The sequence below is a fragment of the Arcobacter aquimarinus genome (genome assembly GCF_013177635.1).
Taxonomy (GTDB): Bacteria; Campylobacterota; Campylobacteria; order Campylobacterales; family Arcobacteraceae; genus Aliarcobacter; species Aliarcobacter aquimarinus.
The window spans coordinates 111,181-128,926 of record NZ_CP030944.1 but is presented as its reverse complement, the minus strand read 5'-3'; the positions used below and the strand labels follow the sequence as shown (position 1 = coordinate 128,926).

Sequence of the window (17,746 nt, the reverse complement as noted above, 5' to 3'; positions counted from 1 at the left end):
TTAAAAAGCTGTTAAGAGATTTTTTTTATAATAACTCTAATCACACAAGCTTCCCCTTGATGCCCTATTCCTTCATTTAAAACAACTATCTCTTCTTTTATCTCTTTTTGGCAATTATTAAAATGCTCTTTAAAATCTTCAACTGTATAAAGCAAATCCAAATCTTTAGGTCCACCACTGTTGTAAGTAAGCTGTTTTGTTGAAAAAAATTCACCTATAAAGTAACCATTTTTGATCAAGGAATCTTCTATTTTTTTAAATAAATCTTCCCTTTCATTTTTATACATATGTAAATATGAAGCCACGATAACATCATACTTATCATTTGTTTGCCAATGATTCAAATCCATACAAATAGTTTTTATATTTAAATTCTCTTTTTTCGCCCTATTTTCAAGTTTTTCTAAACCTAAATTAGAAGCATCAATTGCAGTAACTTCAAATCCATTTTTTGCAAAAAATATTGCATTTCTTCCTTCACCTTCACCTAAACATAAAAGCTTTTTATGATTTTCTAATATTTCTATATTTGAAGCTAAAAATTCATTTGGATTTATTCCATAAAAATAATCAGCTTTTGAAAACTTTGTATTCCAAAACTCTTGTTGATCCATTTTTTACCTTTTATTTTAAAACATATGTCCCATTTGCTCTTTTTTTGTTGATATATAACCTTCATTATACTTATTTGATTTTGTAATAGCTGGAATTCTTTCCACAATATTTATTCCTAAACTCTCAACATATTCAATTTTTTTAGGATTATTTGTTATTAATTTTAATTTTTTAATTCCTAAATCTTCAAATATATATTTTACTATTGAATAGTCTCTTTCATCCTCTTTAAATCCTAATTCAAGATTTGCTTCAATAGTATTTCTTCCTAAATCTTGTAAAGCATAAGCATTTACTTTATTTACTAAACCTATATTTCTTCCTTCTTGTCTGTGATAAATCACTAAACCACCATTTAATGAGATAAATTTTAAAGATAAATCCAATTGATTTTGACAATCGCACTTCAAACTTCCTAAAGTGTCTCCTGTTAAACATTCAGAATGTATTCTTATGTAAGGAGAATCAAGTGTTTCAAAATCTTCACTCATAATTGCTAAATGCTCTTGATTTTCTTGTTTATATGCTTTTATTTTAAATTTTCCATATTTAGTTGGTAATTTTGCTATATTTGATATTTGTATATTCATAATTCTTTCCATAAAATTTTTATGAATTTTATCTAAGATTTCTTATTTGCAACTTAGTTGCAAATTTATTGACTGCAATCAGTTTTTAAATTATCAATCAATGTAATATACCATCTACCATCAATTTTTGTTAAGTAAAAAATCACATTATTAGTCACAATTAATTCATAGCTTGTTTTTTCAATCAACTCTACATTTTTTAACTCATTTTCTTTATATTTATTTGGCAAAATTTTATGTTCTTGTTCTATTATTTGTGATAGATAAGGTTTTATATTTACTGATAAAAATGTTCCTTCTTTATTCCAGCCATAATAAGCATCATCATTTGGACTGCAATTAAAATCAACTGTTTCTTGTTTTATATTAAAATCTTCTATAATATCATTTATTTCAGTTATTTGAATACTTCTTCTAAAAACTATTTTATTACTAATATCACTTTTAAAAACTTCATAAACACCAATTTTGGGATTTATATATTTTGAATTTAAAGTAGGTAAATCATTGTTTTTTAATAAAAATAACATATATGAAATCTCATCTAAAAACTCTTTAGAAATAGCTTCTCTTTCTACTTTTTTATCTTCTTTGGATAAATTATTAACGTTAACTTGATTAACACTACAACCTACAATAAAAATTAAAACCATAAATAATAATAAAATATTTTTAAACATTTTTGTAACTACCTTTTAAATTTTATTTATAGATTAATATACATAAAAAACTCTTAAATTTCTAATTTTAATTCATTTAAGAGTTATTTTTAATTATCTTAGATAAAATAAATGCTAAAAAAATCTAATCATTAGGAATTTATAAAATGACTGAAGCAAAATATATATGGATGGATGGAGAATTTGTAAATTGGCATGATGCAAAAGTACATGTTTTAAGTCATACTTTACATTATGGAAATGGTGCTATTGAAGGTACTAAAGCTTATAAAACAGTTGATGGGAGATGTGCAATTTTTAAATTAAATGAACACACACAAAGATTAATAAACTCTTCAAAAATGACACTAATGAATGTTCCTTTTTCTTTAGAAGAATTAAATAAAGCACAAATTGAATTATTACAAAAAAATGAATTATTTGAAGGTGCATACATTAGACCTTTAGTTTATCTAGGTTATGGAGTTATGGGACTTTATCATAAAGAAGCACCTGTAAAAGTTTCTGTTTCTGCATGGGAATGGGGAGCTTATTTAGGTGAAGAAGGTCTTAAAAAAGGTGTTAGAGTTAAAATCTCTTCATTTACAAGAACTCCTAATACTTCAGGAATGGGAAAAGCAAAAGCTGTTGCAAATTACTTAAACTCTCAAATGGCCAAATTTGAAGCAGTTGAAGCAGGATATGATGAAGCATTATTAAGAGATGACCAAGGTTATATTGCAGAAGCTTCTGGAGCTTGTTTCTTCATCGTTAGAGATGGGAAATTAATTACTCCTCCAAATGATAATTCACTTGAATCAATTACTCAAGCAACAGTTATTGAGTTAGCTAATGACATGGGAATTGAAGTTGTTAGAAGAAGAATTTCAAGAGAAGAAGTTTATATAGCTGATGAAGCATTTTTCACAGGAACTGCTGCTGAAATTACACCAATTAGAGATGTTGATGCAAGAACTATAGGATGTGGTTCAAGAGGACCAATTACTGAAAAAATCCAATCAGCATACTTTGATGTAGTTGCAGGGAAAAATGAGAAATATATTAAGTATTTAACTTACGTTAACTAAACTTAACTATTATTGAATAATTTTATATTTTTAAATAAGGAAAAAAATGCCGATAGACAACGACTATTTTAAAAACCGTCAACAGCAAAACAATGGAGGAGGTGGAAATGGTGGAAATTTCCAACCACCTTTTGAAACACCAGAAATTTTCAAAAATTTTGGTAAAAAAGCAGGAATGTTATATTTAGTTATTATTATAATTGGAGCTTTATTTTTATTCAAACCATTTATGACAATTGAGTCTGGTAATGTAGGAATCAAACAAACATTAGGAAAATATGATGAACAACCATTAAATCCAGGTTTTCACTTTATTCTTCCTGGATATCAAAAAGTTACAGTAGTTGATACAAAAGTTAGACTTATGAATTTTGCTACTATTGAAACTAGTACTGGATTTGACCAAAGTATTAAAAGTAATCCTGCAATTAATATTTTAGATGCAAGAGGATTACCTGTTTCTATTGAACTTACTGTTCAATATAGATTAACAGCATCTGGTGCTCCTGCAACTATTGCAACTTGGGGATCAGCTTGGGAAGATAAAATTGTAAATCCTGTGGTAAGAAATATTGTGAGAAACGTTGTTGGTGGATTTAATGCAGAAGAGTTACCAACAAAAAGAAATGAAATTGCTACTATGATTGAAAATGGAATTAGATCACAAATTGAATCACTTGATGGGAAACCAGTTTCAATTGAATCAGTTCAATTAAGAGAAATTGTTCTTCCAGCAAAAATTAAAGAGCAAATTGAAAGAGTTCAAATTGCAAATCAAGAATCTGAAAGAGTTAGATACGAAGTTTTAAGAGCAAAACAAGAAGCTGAAAAAAGAGCAGCCCTTGCAAATGGAGAAGCTGAAGCTAGAAGAATTGAAGCACAAGGTAGAGCAGATGCTGTAACTATTGAAGCAAAAGCTCAAGCAGCAGCAAATAAAGAAATTGCTCAATCTTTAACTCCTAATTTATTACATATGCAACAAATTGAAGTTCAAGGTAAATTTAATGAAGCACTTAGAGAAAACAAAGATGCTAAAATTTTCTTAACTCCTGGTGGTTCAACTCCAAATATTTGGGTTGACACAAAAGACAAATCAAGAGATGCAGCAATAAATCAATAAAAAAGAAGTAGAATTTTCTACTTCTTGAAAATGAAAATCTATGAAAAAATCTTTTTTTATTTTCTATTTTTTCTTAATTTCCTATTTAAATGGAAGTGAAATTGAATCGATTTTAAGAATAAAACCCGAAACGAAATATGAACAAAGCTTAAAATACGAAAACATCAATAAATATAAAGAAAAAAAAGAAGATGAAAAAAATAATTATGATTTTGGTATAGATATTGACTTAAATCCTGAACTAATGACTATAGAAGGATTTAGAATTGATATTAAAACAAAGTTTTAAAGGTAATTAATGGAACAATTAAATAAAATTGACTGGGTAAAGATGAATGATTTAATCCCAGTAATTACACAAGATGCAACAACCAATGAAGTTCTAATGCTTGCATATATGAATAAAGAAGCTTTAGAGTTAAGTATAAATACAAATTATGCACACTACTTCAGTAGAAGTAAACAAAGAATTTGGAAAAAAGGTGAAAGTTCAAATCATCTTCAAGAAATTGTAGAAATTCTACTAGATTGTGATAATGACACAATTCTTTTAAAAGTAAATCAAAAGGGTGTTGCATGTCATACAGGAAGAAAGTCTTGTTTTTTTACAAATCTAACAACTAATGAAACTATAAGTGAAATAGAAGTTAATACTAGTGCAGCTTATGGAGTTATTGATACTTTATATCACACTATACAAAAGAAAAAAAATGATGACCCAACGAAATCATATACAGCAAAACTTCTTCAAGGAAAAGAAAATTCTATGCTAAAAAAAATAGTAGAAGAATCTGGAGAATTTACTTTTGCAATTAAAGACAATAATGAAGAAGAAATAATTTATGAAGCTGCTGATGTTACATACCACATGTTAGTTGCTCTTGCTTCTAAAAACATAAATCCTGATAGGATTAAACAAGAATTAGCAAGAAGATTTGGTATTTCAGGAATAGCAGAGAAAAATAGCAGAAAAGATTCTTGAATATACATAAATACATTGCAACTAAGTTGCATTTAATCAAGCATTGTTATAATGTAAATTTTAAAAAAAGGAGTTACTATGACGAATTGTCAATACTGCTCTAAAAAGATACCTATATCAAAAGTTTTTTGTTCTAATGAATGCAAAGAGAGTTTTTTTCAGAAAATTGTAATCTCTGTTCCAAAACCTTTTATTAAAAAACTGTATTTTTTCTGTTCTAGTGAACAAAGAGAATTTGAAATAAAAATATTTGCAAAAAGACACAATTGGCACGAAAAACTTGTAAAAGAGAAAATCGAAGAGCTTTATCAAGAATATTATAAATGTGGATAAAAAGAGTTTTTAATCTCTTTTTATCTGTTTCTTAGTGGCAACCACATCCTGTTCCACAACTTCCAGAACTTTTTTGAGCTTTTTCATGCTCTGCTTTTATTTTTTGTCCTTCTGTTGAACAAGCACTTACACCTGCTGGCATAATTGGTTGAATTGCTGAATTATCAATATTGTCATCAACATTTGCTAAAAATTGAATTAATTTATCAGCTGCTATCATATATCTTTTCGCAGATACAGATTCAGGATTGAAATAAACGATAGGTTTTCCACTATCTCCACCTTCTCTAATAGCAGGTTCAATAGGAAGATTTCCTAATACTTGAGTATTGTATTGAGTTGCTAATGCTTCACAAGTACCCATTCCAAAAATATCAGATTCAGTATTACATGAAGGACAAATAAATCCACTCATATTTTCAACAATTCCAGCAACTGGAATATGAAGTTTTTTAAACATATCTAAAGATCTTCTTGAATCATCTAAAGCAACATGCTGAGGAGTTGTAACATTGATACCAGCACTTACAGGTACACTTTGAGCTAAAGTTAATTGAGCATCACCAGTTCCTGGAGGCATATCAATAAATAAAATATCTAACTCTTCCCATAAAATATCTCTTAAAAGTTGTTGAATTGCTTTCATAATCATAGCACCTCTCCAAATAAGAGCTTGACCTTCTTCCATAAGCATTCCCATAGACATAACATCAACACCATAAGCATTTAATGGTTTTGCTTTATCTCCAACTACTTCAACTTCTTTTCCATTTAAACCCATCATTCTAGGAATGTTTGGTCCATAAATATCAGCGTCTAAAATACCAACTTTTTTACCTTGCATTGCAGAAGCAACTGCTAAATTAACAGTTGTAGTCGATTTTCCAACTCCACCTTTTCCAGAACTAACCATCACAATTTTTTTGATTTGTGGAGCAATATTTTTACCACTTACACTATTACTTGCTTGTTTAATTTCCTGAGGTTTATTAAAATTCAAAGTTACGTTTAATCCAAGATTATTCATACATGATGTAATTTCTTTTCTCAATTGTGCTTCAACTTCTGGAGCTGTTGAAGTTATATCAAGAAGAATAGAACAATTTGTTCCATTCACTTGAATATCTTTAACAAAGCCAAAATCAACAATAGATTTTGCAAAACCTGGATATTTAATATTTTCTAACTCTTTTTTAATATTTTCTACATTTGACATATAAAAATTCCTTTATATTTTTTTAATCACTGTATTATATTTTAAATAGGATAATTTTTATCTTAATTAACCAGCTATATCTACCATCGCTTGACCATGTTCTTTTACGATTTTTTGTGTAATTTTATATGAACAAAATTTTGGTCCACACATTGAGCAGAATTCTGCTTCTTTAAATACATCTTGAGGTAGAGTTTCATCGTGGTATTCTCTAGCTCTATCTGGGTCTAAACAAAGTTCAAATTGTTTATTCCAGTTAAATGCATATCTAGCATCACTCATTTCATCATCAATATCTCTTGCACCTTTTCTACCTCTTGCAATATCAGCACTATGAGCAGCAATTTTATATGCAATAATTCCATTTCTAACATCTTCTGCATTTGGTAAACCTAAGTGCTCTTTTGGAGTTACATAACATAACATAGATGCACCATGCCATCCACCAACAGCTGCACCAATTGCAGATGAAATATGATCATAACCTGCAGCTATATCAGTAGTTAATGGTCCTAAAATATAGAACGGTGCTTCATGACAATACTCTTTTTCAAGTTTCATATTTCTTTCAATTTGATTTAAAGGAACGTGACCTGGACCTTCAATCATAACTTGAACATTTTTCTCCCAAGCTCTTAGAGTTAATTCTCCAAGAACTTTTAATTCTCTTAATTGTGCTTCATCAGATGCATCAGCTAAACATCCAGGTCTTAATGAATCTCCTAAAGATAAAGAAACATCATATTTTGCACAAATATCTAAAATTTCATCAAATGCTTCATAAAATGGGTTTTCTCTGTGATAATGCATCATCCAAGCAGCCATTAAAGAACCACCTCTTGAAACGATACCCATTTTTCTTTTAGCAACATGAGGCATAAACTCAAGCAAGAATCCTGCATGAATTGTAAAGTAAGAAACACCTTGTTGAGCTTGTTTTTCAATAACTTTTAGCATAACATCAATTGATAAATCTTCAATTTTATCTTTTACATCGTGTAAAATTTGATAAATTGGAACTGTCCCAATTGGAACTGTTGAGTGCTCAATTACAGCTGTTCTAATCATATCTAAGTCACCACCTGTACTTAAATCCATGATAGTATCAGCACCATATTTTAAACATACATTTACTTTTTCTATTTCACCTTCAACATTTGAAGCAAGAGCTGAAGAACCAATATTTGCATTTATCTTACAAGAAGATGCAATTCCAATTGACATTGGAACTAAATGTTTATGATTTACATTTGCTGGAATTATTAATCTTCCCCTTGCAATTTCACTTCTTACAAGTTCAGGTTCAAGTTTTTCAACTTTTGCTACATACTCCATATCAGGAGTAATAATTCCTTGTTTTGCATAATACATTTGAGTTCTAACTTTGTCATTTTTATGATTGTCTAACCAATTTCTCATTTTAAAATCCTATAATATTTTTTAAATTGTAAAGTGATTATAGCCAAATATATTTATATAATCTTAAGTAGTTTAGATATTTTGAAATTATTATTGATATAAGTTTCTTTTCTATATAATATTCAACAAATAGATATGGAGTGTACAATGATTCAAAATGAAAATAATAATCATACCTCTAATTTTTCATTATTTACAAATGAGGAATTACAATATCAATCAAACATACAAGAAATAAATTTTTTAACTGAAAAATACTCTATTTTAGAAAATGAAAATAAACTTATCAGTTCCACAGAAAAAAGTTTTTTATATATTATAAATTATACTCTCAATCTTTTTATGGAAAAAAAAGAGATACCAAAAGATATAGAATCACTTTTTTTAAATAATATATTTTTTAAAGAACAAATAAATGATTTTTTAAATAAAAAACTCCATAATCTAATAAATGACAATGATAATATTGATTTTACAAATGAAATAAATTTGATAATTTTTATAACTTCTATTGGAACAAATAAAAATATTTTGAACATATCAAATGCAGATGATTTACAACCTATAAGTGAAATTTTTAGGTTTTATGAAAGCTATTTAAAAGATTTGTTTTTCACAAATAAAAAGCTTTTTTTTGTAACATTTACTTCATACATTATTTTATTAAAAACATTAATTCAATTAATCGCTAGTTATTCAATAAATATGATAAAAAAATCTGATATTTTTGAAATTATTGAACTAATGACAGAAACTATAAATATAATAAAATTCACTATACAGCTTGATGATTATGAACTTTGTAAAATAAATAACTTACAAGGAAAATATCTTTATTATTTTTCACATTTGGAAAACATCACTTTAAAAAACAATGATTTAGATGATTATTTCAAAAATTATTTATTATCTCTTGAAAAACAAGAAGATGGTTTTACTTTATCAAGTAATAATAATTTTGGATATGAAAAAGATATAGATAAAGATTTAGAGTTTTTTAAATTTAGAAATTATGCTTCTATTCTTCTTTTGAAAATGATAAAAGAATTGAAGAACAAAAAAATAGATTTTTATTTTAATAATGAATATTTTCAAAAAATAGTAAAAACTTACTATAAGAAATTTTCTATAGATGAAAATGAGAAGATTCCTAATAGTATTGAGCAATTTGAAAAAATTTTAATTAAATCTTTTTTATACAATTACAATTTTTCTTCTTCTAATAAAATATACACATATCAAGAAGTAATAAATGATTTCATTCTATCTAATAAAAATTTTGATAACAAAAATCTAGAGACTATTTATAGAATACTGTTTTTTGTTTCGGAAATAAAATCTTACACTTTTATTCATATTGCACAAATTTTAGTTGATTCAAATATAATAAAAAATGATTATTTAGAATTTTTTAAATTAGCAATTTTTAATCTTTTTATAAAAAAATTTTTAAATAAACCCCTTGATGATAATTTAGACGAACTATTTTCAAAAATTGCGTCATATACTCTTCAAAATAGTTTTAATTCGCATCTTGTATCTATATATTCAAGAATTTATCTTAATTTATCTCTATTATATTCATCAAATATTTCTTATACTAATAAATCAAAAAACTTTTATGTAATTTTCCTTTTTTTAAGTGGGAATTATAGTAATGATAAAATTTACTCTAAAAATAAAGAACTTATAGTTAAAAATTTGGAAATAACAAATGAAAGTAAATTAATAAAAGAATTCTTAATAAAAAAAGAAAAAGATATATCACATTTTTTTGATTTATTGAAAGATAAAAGTTTCAATGAAAATAGAGATTTTAAAGAAATAGAAAAAATTTCAACTAATTTTATTGAAGAGAAAATTTTTTATAATTTATGTAAAGTTTTATTAACTCAGAATAATGAAACAATAATTTTAGAAAATGATTTAAAAAAAGAAATTATTAATATAAATTCCAATTTTAATATAGAATTTTTAATTCCAAAATCTAATGAAAATAATTTTTATACAATTTTTTATCATTATTCTGAAATAATTAAACTTCAAATTTCAACAATTATTGAAATATTTAATCAAAAAAAATTAAATTTTTATCTTGATGATGATGAAATAGAACTAAATTATTAATATTTTAGGATTGAAATGAAAAAACATATAATTAATCAAATTAATAATTTGCCTCCTTTACCAAATAATATAATAGAACTTGATAATTTTAGAAAAAAAGATAGTACAAATGTAGAAGAACTTTTAGAAATTTTAAAAAAAGATCCTTTAATTGTTGCAAATATATTAAAAGTAGCAAATTCTAGTATGTTTGGATTTAGAAGTAAGGTAGAAACACTTAGTCGTGCGATAAATCTTTTAGGAATAAAATTTGCTATTTCTATTGCTATTGGTTCTTCAATTAATGAATCAATAAAATCAAATCTTCTTGCGTATGCTGTTACTAATGATGACTTTTTATTTAGTTGTTCTTTAGCCACAAATATAGTAAATACTTGGATTTCAACAATAAATTTTGATTTAAAAAATGAACTATTACTTCCTGCTTTTCTACAAGAAATTGGTAAATTTGTAATTTCTCAAGCCATACAAAACGAGAAAAAAACTGAAGAATTCTTAAAAGAATTAGAAGAAACAAAAGATACTAGTTATTGTGAAGAAACATTTACTGGTTTTACCTGTGCTAGAATTACAGCTAATATCTTCAAGAATTGGCAATTGAGCCATAATATAATATTTCCTATTGCTTTTGCTGAAGATATAGAAAATTGTCCAAAAGAGTTTCAACAAAAAGCACAAATTCTCCAAATAATTAAAATATTGTGTGATGTTAGATATCCACTTAGTGATAAAAATATTGAAAAAGCCTTAGAAAAAGTGGCACTTTATAATTTTGATGTCGAAAATTTTTTAAATTCTATTGATGTTATAAAAGCTGTAATAGAAGAGAATACTTAAGCAAAGATAAGTAAAATTATTGTATAATTTGTAACTTTTTTACACAAAGGGGTTTTGTTGTTAGATGTTACACTTATAGTTCTTTGCGCTGGTAATTCCACACGTTTTGAACATAAAACAAAAAAACAATGGATAAGAATAGATAATATTCCTTTATGGCTAAATGTTACACAAAGATTGGCTTCTTTTTCAAATTTTGCAAAAATTATTGTAGCTTCTCACGAAGATGAATTAAACTATATGAAAAACTTCACTGATGATTTTACTTTTGTAAAAGGTGGGGAGACTAGACAAAAATCTATTTTAAACTCATTAGAATTTGTAACAACAAAATATGTAATGATAAGTGATGTAGCACGTGCTTGTATTCCCCAAAATGTAATTAAAAATCTTTTAGACCAAAAAAATTGTGCTGATTGCATTGTTCCTATTTTAAATGTTACTGATACAGTAATTTATGAAACAAATACTATTAATCGCGATGAAGTTAAACTAATCCAGACTCCTCAACTTTCCCTAACTTCAACTTTAAAAAAAGCCTTAAATACTAATACTGAATTTACAGATGAAAGTTCAGCTATAAAAGCAATAAATGGAACAATCAAATATATTCAAGGAAGTAATGAAAGTAAAAAACTTACTCTTGGAAATGAGTTAGAAGAACTTCCTTGCTTAAAAGAACCTTCAAATAATTTCTTCACAGGAATAGGCTTTGATATACATGCTTTTGAAGATAATAAAGAGATGTTTTTAGGTGGAGTTAAACTTCCTTATGATTATGGATTTAAAGCACATAGTGATGGTGATGTTTTAATACACTCTATTATTGATGCACTATTGGGAGCTTGTGGAGCTGGAGATATTGGTGAATTTTTCCCTGATACTGATTTAAAGTATAAAGGAATTGATTCAAAATTGTTGTTAGAACATATTGTTAGATTTATTTATAATGTTGGATATGAAATTGTAAATATTGATACAACAATTATTGCTCAGAAACCAAAAATAAATCCTTTTAAACATGAAATAAAAAATTCTTTATCTGCGTTATTGAATATTGAAAAACAGTTTATAAATATAAAAGCTACTACTGCTGAAAAGATGGGATTTATAGGTCGTGCGGAAGGTTTAGCTGTTCAAAGTATAGCAACATTGAAATATTATAATTGGAAACAAAAATGAATATATTAATTATCGAAAATGAAATCTATTTAGCTCAAAAAGTAGTTTCAAGATTACTTGATGATGGGCATAGCTGTGATTATATAGAATCACCTAACATTGACAATCTAACAAAAGATTATGATACCGTGCTACTTTCTACTTCTTTGCCATCTAGTTTATGTAAAAGTATTATAAAAAAATATTGCGATACTTCTATTATTTTACTTCTTGTATCTTATATCTCGGATGAAACAGTTACTAACCCTATAAAAGATGGTGCAAAAGATTATATTATGAAGCCTTTTATAATGGACGAGCTTGTAAGAAAAATTTATCATTATAAAGAGTGTAGAAGTATGCGAAGAGAACTTCAAACACTAAGAGAGTATTTTAATTTTACTATGGAAGATATAGATACAAGTGATATTTTATTACCATCATCTTTTCCAACATTGATAGAAACTAATTCTCAAAAATGTGCAGATAAATTGGTTTTTGAACTATCTAAAAGAATAGATTTACCAATTTGTTTTATCTCTTTAACTTCTTCTAATTGGTTAAAAGAGTTAAATTCTATATCGCGTAAGGTTATCATTTATCTAACAAATTATCACTCTTTGAAAAAAAATATGAAAGAACAATTACATAAAATTATTGAAGATAAAAATTGTGTTATTTCTAGTTTAGAAGTAGAAGATGAATTTCCTTTTAGAAAAATAGAGTTTAATGATGAAAAAATACTGCTTGGTAATGCAAATATCATGACTATAAATGATTACGTGAAAATGATGGTTATCTCTTATCAAAATAAATATCCTGATACAGAATTATCAAAAAAACTAGGAATTTCAAGAAAATCTCTTTGGGAAAAAAGAAAAAAACTAGATATTGAAAAGAAAAAGTAGGTAATGTTATGAATTTTAGAAAGTTTTTTTTAACAGTTGGATTTAGTGGTTTAAGTCCCAAAGCACCTGGAACTGTTGGTTCTTTTGTTTCATTAATCTTAGGTGTTTTTTTACTTCAATTTCTACATGTTTCAACTTTATTTATGTTAGCTATTTTAATTACAGTCATTGCAGTTAAACAAATAGATATTTATGAAAAAGAAACAGGTATTCATGATGGAAAAGAGATTGTAATTGATGAATTAGCTGGTATGTGGATAGCTTTATCTATTTGTGGAATAAATGAATCAAACTTCATAATTATGGCTATTTTAGCATTTATAGGATTTAGAATTTTTGATATTTGGAAACCTTCTATCATTGGGAAAATTGATGAAAAAGTATCTGGTGGATGGGGTGTAATGGGGGATGATCTTATTGCGGGTGTTGCTGGAGGAATATTTGCATCACTTCTTTATCAAATTTATTTCTACTTCTCTTAATTAAAATTAACAGTAAGTAACTTACTGTTAATTTTTAATTTCTATTTTAAAATATCAATTATTTCTCTTGTTGCAATTGATAATCTTATTATTTTATCATCTATTCTATATACAGAAGTTCCAGGTACTGATGGATATCTTCCTTTTAAAATAACCCCATGAGAAAAAACATTATTATCTAAGGTATAACCTTTTCTTAATTTCTTTTTCCATCCATGAGGTAACTCCCCACCCCTTTCAACTTTTTTTTGTAAGCCGGGTGGCAAATCTTTATTTTTTTTATTGTCTCCAAATGAATTACTTGAAAAAACAATAAAAAATAAAACAAGCAATTTTATACTATTTCTCATAATTAATCCTTTATTTTAAATTGATATATAATACAATAAAAATGTGAACTAATCATGTATAAATAATCAATAAAGTAATTATCTACTTCACTATATCTGCAAATTGTTTGAAGATATATTTTGATTCATGTGGTCCTGGACTAGCTTCTGGGTGATGTTGTACTGAAAAAATCTCTTTATTTTTATACTTTACACCTTCAATTGTATTATCAAATAGATTTATATGTGTGACATCTGCAATTTCAGTAATATTATCAGGAACATTATAGTTATGGTTTTGTGCTGTTATCTCAACAACTCCATTATTAGCAACTGGATGGTTACCACCATGTTGTCCAAATTTTAATTTATATGTGTCATATCCATGTGCAATAGAAAGCATTTGATGTCCTAAACAAATTGCAAATATTGGAATGTTCGCTTCTATTAATTTTTGAACTTCTTTTTTTTCATTTACTAAAGTTAATGGGTCTCCTGGTCCATTTGATAAGAATACTCCACCTATTTCTTTAGCTTCAAATCTAGCAATTAAATCTTCACCTTTAAAAGAAGAAGGTACAACTTCAACTTCTAAACCAACATTCACAAGTTCATTTAAAATATTTCTTTTTACACCAAAATCAATTACAGCAACTTTTTTATCACTCATTACTGCTTTGTTATATGCTTTTATTTCATGATTCCAAGCACCTGATTTGTGAACATAAGACTCTTTTGTAGATACGATTTCAATATAATTAATATCTTCAATTCTAGGACTTGCAGCTAATTGTTTTGCTAATTCATCTTTGCAAGAGATTTCAGTTGAAGCTATCATCATCATAGCTCCCTCATCTCTTATCATTTTAGTTAAATATCTTGTATCAATTTCACATATTCCTAAAACACCATGCTCTTTTAGTAATGAATCCAAATCATTTTGAGCTCTATAATTTGAATATTCATGGTGATAATTTCTAACTAATACACCTTTACAATGACACTTTCTACTTTCCATATCGTCATCATTTACTCCAACATTTCCAATTTCTGGCATAGTAAAAGTTACGAATTGACCAGCATAAGAAGGATCTGAGATAATTTCTTGATAACCAGTTAATGATGTATTAAAAACTATTTCTCCAACAGATGTACCTGTTGCACCAAAAGATTTCGCTTCTAAAAAAGTCCCATTTTCTAAATATATCCATACTTTTTGCATTTATATCAATCCTCTTTTTATTAATTCTTCTTCATATAATCTGTGATAAACCAAATCATAGTCTTCAGTACCAGGTATCAATTTTCTTTTATAATTTTTTAATTTAGACATTACTTCGCTATCTGCTTTTTCAAAACCTTTTATAAAATCATCTAAAGAAGCAAATATTACATTTTTAATTTGATTATCAGAACAAGTATAATGTATAAAATCTTCTTCCCATAAATAATCTAATATTTTGTGAGCAATATCTGAAAATCTATCTTCATTATTTAGAATAACTCCAAAATCATTTGCTAATCTTTTTTTAGTCATCCAAAAAAGTTGTCTTCTATCTGCATTTAAGTACTCTATCTCTTCTTCTTGGGCATCTAAAATTTCTTGTACTTTTTCATCTAAAGCAAACTCTTTTTCTATATCAGCATCAAGTATTTTTTCAACTTCTGCTTCTATACTACTTTTATCTTTTCTAACTTCAACAAAGTCACAGCTAGCTAAATCTCTTGTAATTCTTCTAGAGACATATGGCGTATGATGTAATTTTAATCTCATCCTCTTACCCCCTTATAATAGTGTCATCTCGTTCAGGAGATGTTGAAACGATTCCAACTCTAACAGAAGTTACTTCTTCTATTTTTTCTATATATTTTTTTGCATTAATTGGTAATTTATCATAGTCTCTAATTCCTACAACACTATCCCATCCATCAATCTCTTCATAAATTGCTTTAACATCATCTAAACTAGAAGGAACATAATCTATTCTTTCTCCATTTAATTCATAAGCAACACAAATTTTTATAGTTTTAAATCCATCTAAAACATCAAGTTTCATAAGTGCTAATTGATCACATCCATTTAATCTTCCAGCATGTTTAACAGCAACAGCATCAAACCAACCACATCTTCTTTTTCTTCCTGTAGTTGTTCCAAATTCTTTACCAACTTGAGCCATTGTTTCACCCTCATCACCAAAATCTTCTGATGGGAATGGACCATTTCCAACTCTTGTACAATATGCTTTTGTAATACCAGTTACAATTCCTACATCTTTAGGACTTAACCCTAAACCTGTACAAGAACCCGCACTTACAGTTGAAGATGAAGTTACATAAGGATATGTTCCATGGTCAATATCAAGCATAGTTCCTTGAGCACCTTCCAATAGAATTCTTTTACCTTCATCTAATGCTTTCCAAACCATATTTGTAGTATTTGTAATAAACGGCTTTAATTTTTCACTATAATTTGTCAATTCTTCTAATAATGCTCTTTCATCAGGAGTTGATATTTGTAATACATCAAATATTGCTCTATTTTGTTCAAAATATTCTAATATTGATTTTGTTAATTTTAAAGGTTCTAATAATTCTCCAACTCTATGTCCAACTCTATTTATTTTATCAGAGTAAGCAGGGCCAATTCCTTTTCCAGTTGTTCCAATAGCTTTATCACCTTTTAATCTCTCTTTTGCTTGATCAATTAAAGCATGATATGGTAGATTTAAATGTGCTTTATCAGAAATAAATAATCTTCCTTCTAAATTTTCAAATTGACTCATCTCTTTGATAATATTTTCAGGTGATAAAACTACACCATTTCCAATTACATTTATAGCTTTTGGATTTAAAACTCCTGAAGGAATTAAATGTAAAGCATATTTAACACCATCAACCCAAATTGTATGACCTGCATTGTGTCCACCTTGACTTCTACAAACCATATCATACTTTTGAGCAAGCATATCAACTATTTTACCTTTTCCTTCATCTCCCCATTGGATACCAACTATTACATCTGCCCTCATTCTTAATCCTCTAAAATTTTTAATAAATTATCACTGTACAATGCAAAACCTAATGAACTAATACCTTCACTAGAATACATTCCACCCTTACATAAAGTTAAATTATCACTTATAACCCTATAATAAATGCCATCATAATACCTTAACATTCCATAATAAAGTGGTGCGATTATTATATTTGAATAATCCACCTCTTTTGCTTTTTGAAGTAACTTTTCAAGTTCGCTTTTTATATTATTTGGAACTACTTCTATAACGTTTTCTAAACTTTTTATATCTTTAACTTTAAGAAGTTTATTTAACCAGTCACAATTTAATTTAAATAGTGCTGCTATTTCACCATTTTTTAATAATTCCAAATCTATATTTAACTCTGAACATACTAACTTAGGAATATTAATATTTGATATTTGCAAAATTGGTTCAATTTGTAATGATTTTAAAATAGTTGCTGTTAAGTTCATAATATCAGCAATATTATCATGATCTATCCACTCACATCCAATCTGATACTCTTCTTTTGAAGGATAAGTAAAGATAGGTTGAACATAAAACCATTTTTTGTGAGTTGTTGTTCTTCCCAATCTTTTAGTAATTATTCTTACCACATCCAAAGTAGAATCGGCTCTTAAAGATACTTGTTCATTTTGCTCATCTGAAAATTTTATTAATTTCTTATCATTTTCAATAGCTTGATGTTGAGAATATGAAAAATTTGGTGTTAGAATCTCTTCAAATCCTAAATTATCCAAAATATCACAAACTTTGTTTTCTAATACTCTTTTTTTCTTAGCTGTTGAACCAAAGTATAATCGACTACCTTTTGGAATTTCGTGTTCAAAAATCATTAT

At 26.9% G+C, this 17,746-nt stretch carries 20 protein-coding genes; 10 read left to right on the top strand and 10 right to left on the bottom strand.

Going from position 1 to position 17,746, the window contains the following annotated elements; genetic code table 11:
- Positions 1-11 precede the first annotated feature (11 nt).
- The 3 genes from AAQM_RS00650 to AAQM_RS00640 form a co-directional block, all read right to left on the bottom strand.
- A complete protein-coding gene (locus AAQM_RS00650) occupies positions 12-614 on the bottom strand; it encodes a methyltransferase domain-containing protein (RefSeq protein ID WP_129094139.1) in 603 nt (200 codons plus the stop codon).
- A 15-nt stretch (positions 615-629) separates the two neighbouring features.
- Positions 630-1,205 (bottom strand): GTP cyclohydrolase II, encoded by a 576-nt coding sequence (gene ribA, locus AAQM_RS00645; RefSeq protein WP_129094140.1) that lies wholly within the window; start codon positions 1,203-1,205, stop codon positions 630-632.
- Between the two features lie 65 nt (positions 1,206-1,270).
- Complete coding sequence (locus tag AAQM_RS00640) at positions 1,271-1,885, bottom strand: hypothetical protein (protein WP_129094141.1); 615 nt, start codon at positions 1,883-1,885, stop codon at positions 1,271-1,273.
- Between the two features lie 146 nt (positions 1,886-2,031).
- On the opposite strand from AAQM_RS00640, the gene AAQM_RS00635 reads away from it, so the two are divergent.
- The 5 genes from AAQM_RS00635 to AAQM_RS00615 all read left to right on the top strand — a co-directional run bounded on the left by AAQM_RS00635 (position 2,032) and on the right by AAQM_RS00615 (position 5,387).
- Positions 2,032-2,952 carry a branched-chain amino acid transaminase gene (locus AAQM_RS00635; RefSeq protein WP_129094142.1) on the top strand — a complete coding sequence of 307 codons (921 nt, stop codon included), beginning with the start codon at positions 2,032-2,034 and terminating at the stop codon, positions 2,950-2,952.
- Between the two features lie 46 nt (positions 2,953-2,998).
- Positions 2,999-4,072, top strand: coding sequence for an SPFH domain-containing protein (locus AAQM_RS00630; RefSeq protein ID WP_129094143.1), 1,074 nt, complete (start codon positions 2,999-3,001; stop codon positions 4,070-4,072).
- A 40-nt stretch (positions 4,073-4,112) separates the two neighbouring features.
- Positions 4,113-4,361, top strand: a complete 249-nt coding sequence (locus tag AAQM_RS00625; protein ID WP_129094144.1) for a hypothetical protein — start codon at positions 4,113-4,115, stop codon at positions 4,359-4,361.
- A 9-nt stretch (positions 4,362-4,370) separates the two neighbouring features.
- Positions 4,371-5,054, top strand: coding sequence for a bifunctional phosphoribosyl-AMP cyclohydrolase/phosphoribosyl-ATP diphosphatase HisIE (gene hisIE, locus AAQM_RS00620; RefSeq protein ID WP_129094145.1), 684 nt, complete (start codon positions 4,371-4,373; stop codon positions 5,052-5,054).
- 78 nt (positions 5,055-5,132) lie between these two features.
- Positions 5,133-5,387, top strand: coding sequence for a DUF2116 family Zn-ribbon domain-containing protein (locus AAQM_RS00615; protein ID WP_128985987.1), 255 nt, complete (start codon positions 5,133-5,135; stop codon positions 5,385-5,387).
- A 31-nt stretch (positions 5,388-5,418) separates the two neighbouring features.
- Here AAQM_RS00615 and AAQM_RS00610 read toward each other — a convergent pair whose 3' ends face one another.
- Both AAQM_RS00610 and thiC read right to left on the bottom strand, forming a co-directional pair.
- Positions 5,419-6,603: an Mrp/NBP35 family ATP-binding protein gene (locus AAQM_RS00610; RefSeq protein WP_129094146.1), complete on the bottom strand. Its 1,185-nt coding sequence runs from the start codon at positions 6,601-6,603 to the stop codon at positions 5,419-5,421.
- A gap of 66 nt (positions 6,604-6,669) precedes the next feature.
- Positions 6,670-8,022, bottom strand: a complete 1,353-nt coding sequence (gene thiC / locus AAQM_RS00605) for a phosphomethylpyrimidine synthase ThiC (RefSeq protein ID WP_129094147.1) — start codon at positions 8,020-8,022, stop codon at positions 6,670-6,672.
- Positions 8,023-8,169: 147 nt separating this feature from the next.
- On the opposite strand from thiC, the gene AAQM_RS00600 reads away from it, so the two are divergent.
- The 5 genes from AAQM_RS00600 to AAQM_RS00580 are packed head-to-tail and all read left to right on the top strand — an operon-like array spanning position 8,170 to position 13,537.
- Positions 8,170-10,149 (top strand): hypothetical protein, encoded by a 1,980-nt coding sequence (locus AAQM_RS00600; RefSeq protein ID WP_171920632.1) that lies wholly within the window; start codon positions 8,170-8,172, stop codon positions 10,147-10,149.
- A gap of 15 nt (positions 10,150-10,164) precedes the next feature.
- Positions 10,165-10,986, top strand: coding sequence for an HDOD domain-containing protein (locus AAQM_RS00595; RefSeq protein WP_171920631.1), 822 nt, complete (start codon positions 10,165-10,167; stop codon positions 10,984-10,986).
- 57 nt (positions 10,987-11,043) lie between these two features.
- Positions 11,044-12,168, top strand: coding sequence for a bifunctional 2-C-methyl-D-erythritol 4-phosphate cytidylyltransferase/2-C-methyl-D-erythritol 2,4-cyclodiphosphate synthase (locus tag AAQM_RS00590; protein WP_129095220.1), 1,125 nt, complete (start codon positions 11,044-11,046; stop codon positions 12,166-12,168).
- Positions 12,165-13,055 carry a response regulator gene (locus AAQM_RS00585; protein WP_129095221.1) on the top strand — a complete coding sequence of 297 codons (891 nt, stop codon included), beginning with the start codon at positions 12,165-12,167 and terminating at the stop codon, positions 13,053-13,055. Before AAQM_RS00590 ends, AAQM_RS00585 begins: the two co-directional genes overlap by 4 nt.
- A gap of 8 nt (positions 13,056-13,063) precedes the next feature.
- On the top strand, positions 13,064-13,537 hold the full coding sequence (locus AAQM_RS00580; RefSeq protein WP_129095222.1) for a phosphatidylglycerophosphatase A family protein: 474 nt from the start codon (positions 13,064-13,066) through the stop codon (positions 13,535-13,537).
- A gap of 41 nt (positions 13,538-13,578) precedes the next feature.
- On the opposite strand, the gene AAQM_RS00575 is transcribed toward AAQM_RS00580, so the two are convergent.
- From AAQM_RS00575 to AAQM_RS00555, 5 genes are all read right to left on the bottom strand, one after another.
- Positions 13,579-13,887 carry a hypothetical protein gene (locus tag AAQM_RS00575; protein WP_129095223.1) on the bottom strand — a complete coding sequence of 103 codons (309 nt, stop codon included), beginning with the start codon at positions 13,885-13,887 and terminating at the stop codon, positions 13,579-13,581.
- An 82-nt stretch (positions 13,888-13,969) separates the two neighbouring features.
- Positions 13,970-15,088 (bottom strand): glutamine-hydrolyzing carbamoyl-phosphate synthase small subunit, encoded by a 1,119-nt coding sequence (gene carA / locus AAQM_RS00570; protein ID WP_129095224.1) that lies wholly within the window; start codon positions 15,086-15,088, stop codon positions 13,970-13,972.
- Positions 15,089-15,640 carry a DUF507 family protein gene (locus AAQM_RS00565; RefSeq protein ID WP_129095225.1) on the bottom strand — a complete coding sequence of 184 codons (552 nt, stop codon included), beginning with the start codon at positions 15,638-15,640 and terminating at the stop codon, positions 15,089-15,091.
- A gap of 4 nt (positions 15,641-15,644) precedes the next feature.
- Positions 15,645-16,895 carry an adenylosuccinate synthase gene (locus AAQM_RS00560; protein ID WP_129095226.1) on the bottom strand — a complete coding sequence of 417 codons (1,251 nt, stop codon included), beginning with the start codon at positions 16,893-16,895 and terminating at the stop codon, positions 15,645-15,647.
- 2 nt (positions 16,896-16,897) lie between these two features.
- On the bottom strand, positions 16,898-17,743 hold the full coding sequence (locus AAQM_RS00555) for an ATP phosphoribosyltransferase regulatory subunit (RefSeq protein WP_129095227.1): 846 nt from the start codon (positions 17,741-17,743) through the stop codon (positions 16,898-16,900).
- Positions 17,744-17,746 lie beyond the last annotated feature (3 nt).